This is a genomic window from Chryseobacillus diguaensis, assembly GCF_049220665.1.
GTDB lineage: Bacteria > Bacillota > Bacilli > Bacillales > Bacillaceae > Metabacillus_B.
Map to the genome: position 1 here is coordinate 41,298 of NZ_JBMKNV010000011.1, position 12,972 is coordinate 54,269.

General features: G+C 40.3%; 11 protein-coding genes. 3 read left to right on the forward strand and 8 right to left on the reverse strand.

Features of this window, described 5'->3' with window-relative positions; translation table 11 throughout:
- Positions 1 to 50: 50 nt before the first annotated feature.
- Positions 51 to 1,793, reverse strand: coding sequence for an ABC transporter ATP-binding protein (locus tag ACOT8F_RS15870; protein WP_421652904.1), 1,743 nt, complete (start codon positions 1,791 to 1,793; stop codon positions 51 to 53).
- Between the two features lie 469 nt (positions 1,794 to 2,262).
- Complete coding sequence (locus ACOT8F_RS15875; protein WP_421652905.1) at positions 2,263 to 3,426, reverse strand: iron-containing alcohol dehydrogenase; 1,164 nt, start codon at positions 3,424 to 3,426, stop codon at positions 2,263 to 2,265.
- A 265-nt stretch (positions 3,427 to 3,691) separates the two neighbouring features.
- Here ACOT8F_RS15875 and ACOT8F_RS15880 point away from each other — a divergent pair, with 265 nt between their 5' ends.
- Positions 3,692 to 4,450 (forward strand): STAS domain-containing protein, encoded by a 759-nt coding sequence (locus tag ACOT8F_RS15880; RefSeq protein ID WP_421652906.1) that lies wholly within the window; start codon positions 3,692 to 3,694, stop codon positions 4,448 to 4,450.
- A 347-nt stretch (positions 4,451 to 4,797) separates the two neighbouring features.
- Here ACOT8F_RS15880 and ACOT8F_RS15885 read toward each other — a convergent pair whose 3' ends face one another.
- The 3 genes from ACOT8F_RS15885 to ACOT8F_RS15895 form a co-directional block, all read right to left on the reverse strand.
- Positions 4,798 to 5,955 carry a D-alanyl-D-alanine carboxypeptidase family protein gene (locus ACOT8F_RS15885; RefSeq protein ID WP_421652907.1) on the reverse strand — a complete coding sequence of 386 codons (1,158 nt, stop codon included), beginning with the start codon at positions 5,953 to 5,955 and terminating at the stop codon, positions 4,798 to 4,800.
- Between the two features lie 143 nt (positions 5,956 to 6,098).
- A complete protein-coding gene (locus tag ACOT8F_RS15890; RefSeq protein ID WP_421652908.1) occupies positions 6,099 to 6,653 on the reverse strand; it encodes a PilZ domain-containing protein in 555 nt (184 codons plus the stop codon).
- 13 nt (positions 6,654 to 6,666) lie between these two features.
- Entirely contained in the window at positions 6,667 to 7,113 is a 447-nt protein-coding gene (locus ACOT8F_RS15895; protein WP_421652909.1) for a hypothetical protein, read from the reverse strand.
- 218 nt (positions 7,114 to 7,331) lie between these two features.
- Between ACOT8F_RS15895 and ACOT8F_RS15900 the strand changes: the two genes are divergently transcribed.
- Positions 7,332 to 7,925 (forward strand): YdeI/OmpD-associated family protein, encoded by a 594-nt coding sequence (locus tag ACOT8F_RS15900; protein WP_421652910.1) that lies wholly within the window; start codon positions 7,332 to 7,334, stop codon positions 7,923 to 7,925.
- 484 nt (positions 7,926 to 8,409) lie between these two features.
- Here ACOT8F_RS15900 and ACOT8F_RS15905 read toward each other — a convergent pair whose 3' ends face one another.
- The gene (locus ACOT8F_RS15905) at positions 8,410 to 9,852 is read right to left on the reverse strand and encodes an MDR family MFS transporter (protein ID WP_421652911.1); all 1,443 of its coding nucleotides are present in this window, start codon (positions 9,850 to 9,852) and stop codon (positions 8,410 to 8,412) included.
- Positions 9,853 to 9,980: 128 nt separating this feature from the next.
- Here ACOT8F_RS15905 and ACOT8F_RS15910 point away from each other — a divergent pair, with 128 nt between their 5' ends.
- The gene (locus ACOT8F_RS15910; protein ID WP_421652912.1) at positions 9,981 to 10,871 is read left to right on the forward strand and encodes a LysR family transcriptional regulator; all 891 of its coding nucleotides are present in this window, start codon (positions 9,981 to 9,983) and stop codon (positions 10,869 to 10,871) included.
- Positions 10,872 to 11,107: 236 nt separating this feature from the next.
- Here the strand turns inward: ACOT8F_RS15910 and ACOT8F_RS15915 are convergent, their stop codons facing one another.
- Positions 11,108 to 12,568: a protein adenylyltransferase SelO gene (locus ACOT8F_RS15915; RefSeq protein WP_421652913.1), complete on the reverse strand. Its 1,461-nt coding sequence runs from the start codon at positions 12,566 to 12,568 to the stop codon at positions 11,108 to 11,110.
- A 164-nt stretch (positions 12,569 to 12,732) separates the two neighbouring features.
- Entirely contained in the window at positions 12,733 to 12,903 is a 171-nt protein-coding gene (locus ACOT8F_RS15920; RefSeq protein WP_421652914.1) for a 5' nucleotidase, NT5C type, read from the reverse strand.
- Between the last annotated feature and the right edge of the window lie 69 nt (positions 12,904 to 12,972).

Sequence of the window (12,972 nt, forward strand, 5' to 3'; positions counted from 1 at the left end):
ACATCAAAAAAGGAAAGGCACTCATCTTTTGAGTGCCCTTCCCTTTTCACTTATCCGTTCATTTCAAATTGCATGTGATATAAATACGAATAAGTGCCGTTTCTTGCAGTTAATTCTTCATGGTCCCCCTGTTCCTCAATCCCTTTGGAGGTTAGTACAATAATTCGTTTGGCATTTCTGATCGTTGATAAACGGTGAGCTATAACAAATGTTGTTCGATTTTTTGCTAAAGACTCTAATGATTCTTTCACAACTCGTTCACTTTCATTGTCCAAAGCACTGGTGGCTTCATCAAAAATGAGGACAGGCGGATTTTTCAAGAAAACCCGCGCAATACTCAGTCTCTGCTTTTGCCCCCCGGATAATTTCACACCCCGCTGCCCAATATACGTTTCATACCCATACTGCAGATTCAAAATAAATTCATGGGCATTGGCGCGCTTAGCTGCTTCTACTATCTCTTCTGTACATGCCTCCGGATTTCCGTACCGAATATTATCCAGAACTGTTCCGGCAAACAAATAAACATCCTGCTGAACAACACCGATATTTTTTCTTAAAGAATGTAAGGTGATGTCCTTGATATTCACACCATCAAGCAATATTTCCCCTTCATTTACGTCGTAAAATCGGGAGATTAGTGAACATAGCGTCGTTTTACCAGCTCCAGAAGGGCCCACTAATGCGATGTATTCACCTGCCTTCACCTCAAGGGACAGGTTTTCCAGCACATTTTGATGGTTCTTTTCATACCTGAAATCCACATTTTTAAAGTCTACATTCCCTTTTACATCTTCTAATTCAATAGCATCTGATGAATCTTGAATATCCGGCTCTATTTCTAAAATTTCCATAAATCGTTCAAAACCTGTGATGCCTTCTTGGTACTGTGTTGTGACATGGGTCAGCTTCTGGATTGGCTCAATGAGATAACCGACATACAGCAAAAACGTTATCAAATCAGCTAAATCCAAAGAAGCATGAACGATGCTGGCACCCCCAATTATGATTACGGCTATGGTAATGAGCTGGATCAGCATTTCAATTCCATTCGAAAAGTATGCTTCGTTTATATAGATGTCTTTTCTGCTATCAAGAAAACGGTTATTTTCATAAGCAAATTTCTCTTTTTCCATTTCCTCGTTTGCAAATGACTTTACCACTCTTATTCCTGAAAGGCTATCTTCCACCTGGGCGTTGATATCACTAATTCTTTGCTTATTTCTTTTATAAGCCCTGTTCATCCTTTTATTAAAATAGTGCGTGTACACGGCCATGATCGGCAAAAAGATAAACACGGCCAAGGTTAGCTGAACATTGATTGTTATCAGGATAATAAACGCACCGATGAATCTGATGGAATATTTGAAGTAATCTTCAGGGCCATGGTGATACAGCTCTGACAATAAAAACAAGTCGTTCGTAATCCTGGACATTAACTGCCCCGTTTTTTGCTCATCATAAAAACGGAACGATAAAGTCTGATAATGATCAAATAACTCTTTCCGCATATCGCTTTCCATCATGGCACCCATCCGGTGGCCATGATAATCAACAAAAAAATGGCAAAACGTTTGTACCGCCACTAACCCGAGCATGAGTGCACCTATCCAATAAATCTGGCTAAGGGCATTCGAAAGATTTCCTTCTAAAAGGTCCTTTGTTATATATCTTGTCAATAACGGATAAAGCAAGGAAATGGCCGAAACGACCAGCGTGCTTCCCATTACAGCAAAAAACAGGTTTAAATAAGGCTTATAATAAGAAAAAAATTTGTTAAATCGGAAATCCATACATTTACCCCTTTATGTTAGCGTTCGTAAAAGCTTTCATATAAGGGGAAGCTCACTTTGGTTAAGCTAAATGAGTGCACCCCTTATATTGTGGTCCGATGATCATCATTTTGTTTTTCATTTTATTTCCTCCTTCAGTTTAATTACGTTTCATTATACATTATTTTCAAAATTCTTATAACTTAATTTCCACTTTTAGAATCGAAAATCGATTCATCCGGAGAGACCTTAGGTATTGATCTATTGCTGCGGATCGCTGATGTATTCCTGTTTGCCGCTGATCTATTGCTGCGAACCGCTGATAAATTCCTGTTTGCCGCTGATATATTAGCGATTGCCGCTGATAAACTCCCTAATCTATAACAAAAAGGAGCTGATTCCCAATTGTTGATAGGAATCAGCCCCTCTCATTTTATAAGACTCTATTCTTTTTGGTACTTTTCTTAAATTTTATAACCAAAACTTCCTATTATAAAGAGCGTTTCAATATATCTCTTACACTTTCACGATCCATTTCTTTATACACGCCAACACCTGGCTTGATAAATGTTTTCTCTACCATTGCATCAAATTCGCTGTCGTCAATATCATAATCGCGCAGTGTGCTTGGTGCACCTAATGAACTCCAGAAGTCACGAAGAGCTTTAGCTCCTTCTTTAGCAACTTCTTTATCATCCTTGCCTTCAGGAGAAATGCCGAATACATTTACAGCGAGCTGCTTGATACGGGAAGGATCTTCTTCCAGCACATGCTCTAGCCAGTTCGGGAAAAGAATCGCAAGGCCCCCGCCATGCGGAATATCATAGATTGCAGAAATCGCATGCTCGATCCTGTGTGTTGCCCAGTCTCCGCCATCCGTTCCATTTGCAAGAGAACCGTTAAAAGCAGTTGTACTGATGTACATCATCGTTTCTCTATGCTTAAATGAGTTCAAGTCTTCCAAAAGTTTTGGTCCTGTTTGGATCGCTGTTCGAAGCAGAGATTCGATGAATCCATCAATCATCGGTGTATTTTCCGTACGGTGGAAGTAAGATTCCAATGCATGAGACATGCTGTCTACAATTCCGTATACTGTCTGATCACGAGGTACAGAGAACGTGTAGCTTGGATCAAGGATGGAGAACGCAGGGAATACTAGCGGAGATCCCCAGCCTAATTTGTCTTTTGTTTCCCAGTTCGTAATAACAGAAACATCATTCATCTCTGAACCAGTCGCAGCAAGTGTCAGAACCGTTCCAAACGGAAGCACATCAGTAATCGGAGCTTTTCTCGTAATCAGATCCCACGCGTCTCCATCATATTTTGCTCCTGCTGAGATCGCTTTCGTGCAGTCAATTACGCTGCCTCCCCCAACGGCCAATAAGAAATCAATGCCTTCTGTTTTACAGATGTCGACTCCTCTATGAACGGTTGAAAGACGCGGATTCGGTTCAACACCTGATAACTCAAATACTTTGGCATCAATTTTGCCGAGTTCTGTCATAACGTCACCATAAACGCCATTGCGCTTAATGCTTCCGCCCCCGTACACCACCAGCACCTTCAGCCCTTTTTCTAAAACAGCGGAAAGCTTTAGAACCTCCCCTTTACCGAAATATAATTTCGTCGGATTATATTGTAAAAATGTATTCATTTTAGCACCTCATTTTTGATCGATATCAAACCTATTCTAGCATAACACTACGATCTGATATTATGATAATTTTTAAGAGTGTATTTCAAAATAATTGGTAGTTTAATATAACTTTAAGAAGGTATTGTTATCTGATTATAATGGCTTTCTAACTGGCACAATATTCGTACGAAAAAGTGAATTTATGGTATAATTTTCTCAACCCATTCGGGCAGGGAGGAACTATCCTCCCTTTTCATTTATTATTATGAGGAGGTCTACCAACGTGCAGACTTTAGGATCTATACCAGGATTGATTGATGCATACGAAGTATTTACCAGTATTGATGAAACAGTTCTACTTGCTGATCTTTCCTATAATGTAATCTGGATGAATCCTAAAGCAATTACTACCATGAACATTGTGGCCCCTTTGTACGGCTTCAAGGATGCGTCCTCATTGATCGGTCAGAATATGGATTTTTTCCACGATTATCCCGATAAAAGCAGGCGGATCATGAAGGATCTTTCTTCGACCCATCGTACGAAAATTAATATAAAAAATAGATTTATAGCTGAAACAGTTATTACTCCAATCGTGGACCGAAATGGCGTCAAGAAAGCTTACCTTCTAATGCTTCTTGATATAACAGAACAGCACAATGAACAGCAGCAAAAAGACCAGTTGATCAAAGAACTTTCAGTACCTATCTTAAATATATGGGATTCCATTTATGCCATCCCCATCATTGGGGAACTGGATATGGAACGGTCTGAATATTTACTGAAAACAGTCCTTGAGGTTTCCGCCAAAAACCAGGCTGAATATTTTCTGCTTGATGTGAGCGGTGTGCCGGATTTAACGGAAGACAGTGTGGAAACAATTTATAAAATATCCCGATCACTCCGCTTGATTGGCACCCAATGCTACATTGTCGGAATAAGTCCTCGCTTAGCAAAGTCACTGGCTATGATGGATTTCAAAGGCCGAACCTTTACTAGTGTGAAAGCGGCCGTTCAATATGTAATAGAATCTCAAAGATAAAAAACCTCTGCTGGATTTCACCCGCGGAGGTTTTTTGCAGTATATGAATTAACTGAGTCAGCGGCTGAGACAGCCATTTCTTCTTTTGATATAGCAGTTTTCGCTTGTTGCTATTCGTATAGCCTTAGACCAAGCATAGTGTTCGCTTCGTGACATCTTTTCTTAAAATTTGCAACTGAATTCTTGCTCTATATTCACTTCAATGGATGAAAAAACAACAAAGTTTAATAAAAGAGCCTTTGATAAACAATTTTCGTATACAGTCCCACCTTTTCACGATGAAAGGATGTTTAAGGTTTCTTTTATAAAATCACACACTAATCATTTATCAATGTGCTTCTATAACATTAAAAAACCTTCAGTAATGCTTTAAAGCACACCAAAAAAGACACTTGAATTTCCTTCACAAACTTTATAGAAGCCGTCTCTTCCTCAGATGATTTTGAAGCAATTAGTGGAGAACTTCCCACCCGCACTCCATTTTTCAATACTACGACCTCTCCAAATTGTTCTCCTTTTGCTATATAGGAAATCCAGTTTTGAGGAAAAGTGGTTTTAATAATAACAGGCTGCTTGGAATCTTTCTTTGCTGTATAGGAAATCGCGTTTTCAGTAATAAGCGGGATCGAAGAATTGCCTATCTTTATTGTTGTTATGTACTGTCCCTTCTTTACCGCTTCTATCTTTTTCATCATGGAAAAGGAATAGTTAGTGATGGCAGAAAGGTCTTTGTATTCCTCTTTTTTGGAGGATTTAAGCACAACCCCGATTAGAGTGACGCCATTTTTCTTTACGATCTCAACCAGTGAATTCCTGGCTGTATCTGTATACCCTGTCTTCCCTCCAATAACATAAGGAAAATTAAAATATTGGGCACGGCTTGTCAGCTTGACCTTCCTTTTTGAAGTTTGAACAGTTGCCGATTTTGTCCCCATTGTTTTCACAATCTGCGGATATTTTAGATAGGCTTCTCTCGTAAGCAAAGCCATATCAAACGGCGTTGTATAATGCTTGGAATGATGCAATCCGTTCGGAGTCACAAAATGGCTGTTTTTCGCGCCAATTTCCTTCGCCTTCTTATTCATTAAACTGCTGAATTTGGCTTCGCTGCCTGCAATATGCTCTGCAATCATTGTTGCAACATCGTTGCAGCTCATAATAAGCAGTGCTTTCAGCGCTTCATCACGGCTCATTTTTTCGCCCGTTTTTAAGAGAAAATAAGGATTGCTCTCATCCTGCTTAACAGCATTAATACTTGCAGTAAGTATGGTGCCTGGTTTCACGTAATCCATCAATAGCATGGCTGTTAAAATTTTGGTTGTGCTTGCCGGATACCAATTGCTTTGGCTTTCTTTCGAGTAGATCACTTCACCTGTTTTTGCATCAATCACCATGGCATATTTTCCAAAAATTTTCGGTACTCCAGATGCTGCTTCTGCTGGAGAGACGATTCCCACCAGGAATAGAAAAATAACAGAATAGAAAACTAGCATTCTTTTAACCACAAAATCCCCCCAAGGTACATATATCTCTTCTGTAAGACTATTTTACTAAAAATGGAAAATAAACTGAATAAGAAAATACATTTTCTTTTCCACAAATTTCATCAATAAAGCAGCTTTCCCAAGATTAAAGGATTAGCTGCTTTTCATTTCAGCAACTTTCCCGTTAGCTGCTGATTCAGCAAATATTTCTTAAGCAAAAGCAAATCCTTTTGACTGATCGCTTTGATTTCAGAGCCGTATCGGAAGAGATTCGATGGGAGATAAATCTCATTCTGCAAGATGATTTGCAGGCTTGTCTCTTTTTCAACCATTGCGTTTAGTCGGAGTTTGTAGTTTATATTCTTATTCAGGGCATGCTTAGCAGTAAATCCAAAGCCATTCAGACTTAGGTCAACAATGGTTATGTCAAATTGCTTTCCATCATTCAAAAGATGTCCTTCTAAGCAGCATGGATAACGAGGAAAGTGCTCCTTTGGGGCCATATTCTCCTGTATGGGCAAATACAGATACAAATTATAGTCTTCTATTTTTAGCACATAGGCATGAAACAGGTTTTCTTTATATCGGCATATTACTTGATCACCGAGCCGAATTCCGGATAAATTCTTGACAACGACATTCATCAGTTCTCCCTCAATGCCTGCCAGTCCGGCTGTTATCGTCCGATTGTCTTTTGTGGTTAGAGCAATGTATTCCATGATTTCCCCCTTACTAAAAGCTTTCCGGCAGCAAATCTTTTTGATCCATATGATAGATTAATCGCGTAATATTTCTGGTGATTGTATCAATCAAAACGATTTCTTCTTTTAAGTTTGCAGCCGTCTCGGTCACAATGAGGTATCCATAAGGTGCTTCAGGCTGACCGTCATAATTATACTCCGCCTGCCACTGAATTGGAGCAATCACTACTCCGGAAGATTCCCCGAGCTTTTCACAAAAGGCTTCATCTGCAAAATAGGCCTGAAGCCGGTCAGCAAAGTAATCATAGAGGACTTCACTGGTAATCATTTGCTGAATATGCTCGTCAAATAAGAAGGTTTCTCCTTCAAGATCGGCTCCGGAACAGGCCTTGACTTCATATTCTTCACCATTATGGAAAGCAAAAAAGGCTTTTTTTACACCAAACCCAAGTTCAAGGGTGCTGAGGGAAAGCTTCAAAAGCTCTTCCTTCGTTCGGCATGTTATCTGATTATTGATTGACCGTTTAAAAAACACAAAAAAGAAAATCTTGTTTTCAAGGATTTTATTACTTGAAGAAGGAAAATGGTAAACTGAAAAGGGAATAAACATGAACAGAAAGTAGGAGAGAAGTGGAGGATAAACGATCATTCTTGACTGCGAGCTGATCGAAAAATAATGAAGAGGAGTGTTCCTGGATGACAAATAGCGGAATGAATCCTAAGGTTGATGAATTTATAAGTAAGGCTAAAAAGTGGAAGGAAGAATATGAGAAGTTAAGAAATATCGTTCTTGAATGTGAGCTGAGAGAGGAATTTAAGTGGATGCATCCTTGTTACACCTATGAGAAAAAAAACGTCGTTTTAATACATGGATTTAAAGAATATTGTGCGCTTCTTTTCCACAAAGGTTCCTTGTTGCAGGATGCCCATGGGATTCTAATCCAACAAACGGAGAATGTACAGGCGGCGCGCCAGATTCGGTTCACCAATGTTCAAGAAATCGTTGAAATGGAAACCATTTTGAAAGCCTATATTAATGAAGCTATTGAAGTTGAAAAAGCAGGTTTGGAAGTGAATTTTAAAAAGAATACAGACTACAGCATTCCTGAAGAATTTCAAAACAAACTCGATGAAACCCCGGCCTTAAAAACAGCTTTTGAAGCATTGACGCCAGGAAGGCAAAGAGCCTATCTTCTTTATTTTTCCGGGCCCAAACAATCCAAAACTCGAGTGGCTAGGGTTGAAAAATCTATGCAGGATATTCTTGATGGCAAGGGATTAAATGATTAGTCTATTCGATTGGAAAGGTCATCGCAGGTTCCATTAAGATGATTTTCGGATTAAGCTGGCTCTGCTGTTCTTGAAACGAATAATGATCTTGGAATTTCTATACTAGCGCTCGGGGAGTGCAGTGATATTACGACTTATTAATATAATCGATCAGGAGAGGTTAATTAACCCCTGATCGCTCTTACTCAGTACGCTAGAAGTTAAATGAACATGGCTTCAAACAAAAAAGAGAGCCCTTACAGCTTAAAGGTTCTCTGATTCTTTCCAATAAATAACTTTTCCCACTTCATTAATATGTTTCTGGTTAAGTCTTGATGTGAATATTTTTCTAACAGCTTATAAGTTTTTTCGAAATTCTCAAAACGCTGTTTCCAGCGAATATCTTTGAAAGAATCCATATTAATTTCCTTCCTGCCAAAAAACATGTAACAAAAAAAATCCTTCAAATTACAATTATTGTCAAAAAAAGACAGAGACCTATTGGTCAGCTGCCTTGATTCATCGTCTCCATCAATGGCTTCGCTTTTCTTTTTTTCAAAATTAGGGCGAGCGGTATCGTCATGATCAGAACGATGGTGGCGACAAGGAAGGTATCATTTGAGGCAAATAGAAAAGCTGATTGCTTCAAATCCTCTCCTATTTTACTGCTGCTTAGTTTAGAAAGGTGAGCCTCTGTCCGAACGGCCAGAATGGAGCTGAATATGGCAATCGATAAAGCCGAAACCGCTTGCCGCAGCCAGTTTGAAATAGCTGATGCATGGCCAACGTATTCTTTCGGAATGACACTCATAGCAATGCCTGTTACTGGAGACATGGCTAAGCCCACTCCGATATAGCGGACGATCATCCAGACTGTGACAAAGGCTGCGGATGAAACCTTTGTTAAGTGGCTGAATTCCCATGTAGCAGCGCTTAATAGGACGGCACCTAAAAGAGCAAACCAGGCTGGATCAATTTTAGCCTGCAGCCGGCCTGTTATCATCGTTACCACAATCATCATTAACGCGCCCGGCAGCATCACAAGGCCCACTGTAAAGGATGTTTGTCCTTGTGCTTCTTCCATAAAGAGCGGAATGAGAAAGACACTGGAATAGAGGCCAATCGAAATCAGGCAGCTGCAAATGGTCCCTAAAGCATATTTCGGATACTTCAGCACACGTATATTAAGCAAGGGTTCCTTCGCAGACAATTCCCTCCATATAAAGCCGGCAATGCCTCCAATACCAAGGAAAAGGATGCCAAGTGCAGGAAGGGATAACCACCCTAAGCTCGCTCCCTTTGTAAAATACATGAGCAAGGAAACATTTCCGATGACCACGGTGATCAAACCCGTTTTATCAAGCTGAATGGCTTTTGATTCCCTGCGTCCTGGCAAGAAAATGACAGCACATAGAACAGCAATTATGCCGATCGGTACATTTGATAGGAACAGCGTTTTCCACCCCCAGTAGCTGGTGATGAGCCCGCCGATTGTTGGTCCAATCGCTGGGGCTACCATGATGGAAATCGTCCATAGACTTACCGCCATCGCCTGTTTTTCCTTTTGAACAGATTGATAGATGATTGTCATCGTGGAAACTTGAATCAAGCCTGAGCACATTCCCTGCAGGATCCGAAAAGCAATTAATGAACCAATGTTCCAGGAAATGCAGCATAACGCAGAAAAAATAGTTAAACCGACTAAAGCGGAGACGTATAACCTTTTATTCCCCGCTTTATTTCCTAAATAGCCGCTGACAGGAGCGATTGTTCCGATCGCAAGCAGAAAACCTGTTATGATCCACTGGACAGAATTTATATCCGAATGCAGATCATGCATAATGGACGGCAGGGCAACATTTACCGTACCAGAATTTAACTGCGCAATGAAATTCCCCAAAAAGATCGCTAAAATGACGAAAGCAAATGAATTTTTCTCCCTATTCACTAAATGGATTTTCCTTTCTTGTTAACCTGATACATTTCAGTATATATATCATGTATACTTATGAATAATTAAACTTTTTAATGCTGATATTAGTGCAGCTTATTTAAAGGAAAGGCTCTGTTAATGAAATGAATTTGGAACAGATGGAATACATTAAAGAAATCATTCATACCCAATCGATTTCCATTGCTGCTCAGAATCTTCATATCTCTCAATCCGCGATCAGCCAGTCGATTGCCTCACTTGAAAAAGAATTAGGGATTACGCTTTTTATACGCTCCCGCTTCGGCACGACACCTGCCGAAGAAGGAAAAAGCATTATCAATAAGGCACTGAAGATCGTTGAAAACATGGAGAAAATAAAAGAAGAAGCCCAAACCTTCAGCTCATCTTACACCGGAGAGTTAAATATTGCGGCCATACCAAGCCTGATGACCTTTTTGCCAAAAGTTCTGTCCCTCTTTAAAAAGGATTTCCCTCAAGTAAAAGTCACCATTATCGAAATGGAAAGCAGAAGCATTATTGAAAAAGTAAAACAGCAGGCTGTTCATTTAGGGCTTGCCACGATTCAAAAGACATTGGAAAAATCCTTGCCAGACCATTGTGTGTTCAAAAAATTTGATTACCATGCTGACATCAAAGTCATTGTTCCCAAAAATTCACCGCTCGCTTTTCAAACTGAATTGACCACAGAGGATATACTGGACTACCCTGTTGCCATGCATACGAGCCAATATTGGGATAAACTGGTTTCTTTGCAGGATCAAAAATCCCTGAATGTTCTTTTTAAAACATCCAACTATGAATTCATCAAGAAAACTGTATCAGAAGGCTTGGCCATCAGCTTGTTATCAAACTACCTTTTAGTAGATGACCCTTACGTTGAAACCAGCCGCATTGTCCCTGTTCCGTTTACGGATGCTGATTTTATTACAGAAGTCACATTTGGATGTTTGTTTTCGGTGAGAAATGCTCAAGCTCATTTGGTTAGGAAGTTTTTGGGGTATTTGGAGTTTTAGAATTTCAGAAAAGAAGAAAAAGTAACTGCACCTTAGCTCATTATGAAGGACCTGGAGTACCGTATCATCCGACTACTCACCTCTGAGAGAAGCTTATGGAGGAAGCCAGCCATTTTTTATGTATGGTGAATTTTTCCGCATTCACCCAACTTCGCCTCTCCCAAAATATACCATAAAACCTCTAAATAGAAAGAAAAAATGCCGCCCTAGTATAGGACAGCATCATCATCAAAACATCAAGTTCCGCAATAAGTCTGGTAAGGAAACGGTGTTCCCTCAGGAAGTTTAGCGTATTCCCTTTGTTCAGGTGTGTGAGCATAAGGATCAGAAAGAACAGAAAGCAATCGCTCCATGACACGATTGTCTCCTTGCATCGCCGCTTCCAGCGCTTCTTCTACTCTGTAATTCCGCGGAATGACGGCAGGATTGCTTGTTCTCATCAGCTCGAAGGAAGCTGCTTTTGATTCTTCTTTAGACAGCCTTTCCTGAAAGCGTCCTTTCCATTTAGAAAACTCCGGATCCTTCTCCAGCGTTTCTTCTTGTTTATCAAAGGTTAATGCCACAAAGGTGTTAGTGTAATCTGCTTTGTTTTTATACATCAGCCGAAGCAAATCTTCGATCAGCTCTTCATCCTCTTTCTGTTCAGTGGCTAATCCAAGCTTAGCACTCATTCCGCGAACCCAATTTTTCCGAAAAAGCTTGGGATATTCTGTTATTACAGCCTGAGCGATATCTACTGCTTCTTCTTGATTTTCATGGATCAGCGGCAATAGTGCTTCAGCAAAACGGGCGAGGTTCCATCCTCCGATCGGCGGCTGATTGCCGTATGCATATCGGCCTTGAACGTCGATGGAGCTGAAAACTGTTTCAGGGTCATACACATCCATAAAGGCGCAAGGGCCATAATCAATTGTTTCCCCGCTGATTGTCATATTATCTGTATTCATAACCCCATGAATAAACCCTATGAGCTGCCATTTCGCTATTAATAAAGCTTGGCGTTTTATGACTTCTTTCAGCAGCGAGAGATATTTATTTTCATCCGCTTCAATCTCTGGATAATGACGCTTGATTGCATAGTCAGCAAGAGCCTTAAGTTCTTCTGAGCCGCCCAATCTTGCAGCAAATTCAAAAGTGCCGACGCGCAGATGACTTGCTGCAATTCGCGTCAAAATCGCACCTGGCAGAGCCGTTTCCCGCCTGATGGATTCACCAGTCGCTGTGACGGCGAGACTACGGGTGGTAGGGATACCAAGTCCATGCATGCCTTCACTGATAATATATTCCCGAAGCATAGGCCCAAGCGCGGCCCGGCCATCACCACCACGGGAATATTGAGTCCTTCCTGAACCTTTAAGCTGTATATCGAACCGTTCACCTGAAGGAGTGATCTGTTCGCCAAGCAGCATAGCGCGGCCGTCCCCAAGCATTGTAAAATTCCCGAATTGGTGCCCTGCATAAGCCTGTGCCAGAGGGAATGCTCCTTCAGGAATTGAATTGCCAGAAAACACTTTTGTTCCTTCTTCACTATTCAGCATTCCAGCGTTCAACCCTAGAAAATCTGCGAGCTTTGAATTGAAGATAACAAGTTCTGGTGAATCGACTGAGTTTAGCTCCATTGGTGTATAAAACACCTCTGGAAGAGTCGTGTAACTGTTATCAAAGTTCCATCCTGTTTTCACTGTTTCTTGTGCCATTGGATCTCCTTCCTTTTGAACTCATCTATATTTTCGCTATAAGAATACATTTTTTAGCGTCTGCTTCTAATTATTAATTATACTCCTTCCAAGGAAAGTCAGCTCCTAAAACAAAAAGAAAAATGCGTCTCCACTTTTTGCAGGAACGCACCCGTTTACGTTTGTTAGAGAAAATAATTTCTTGCCTCTTGCCAGTTGTTGACACGAACATAGCCTGTTTCATTTATATTATGCGGAGAGGTAAACAAAATTCCTTGACCAGAAAAACGTTTAAAATGTCTCACATTACCGTCAATAGCGTAAAAGTGAATTGATATTGTTGGAATATTTTGCATGTGCCATTAAAAAAGAGCCCAATGTAAGGTATCAATTTTTAAAATAAACTTGCCTTAAATAAACTCACT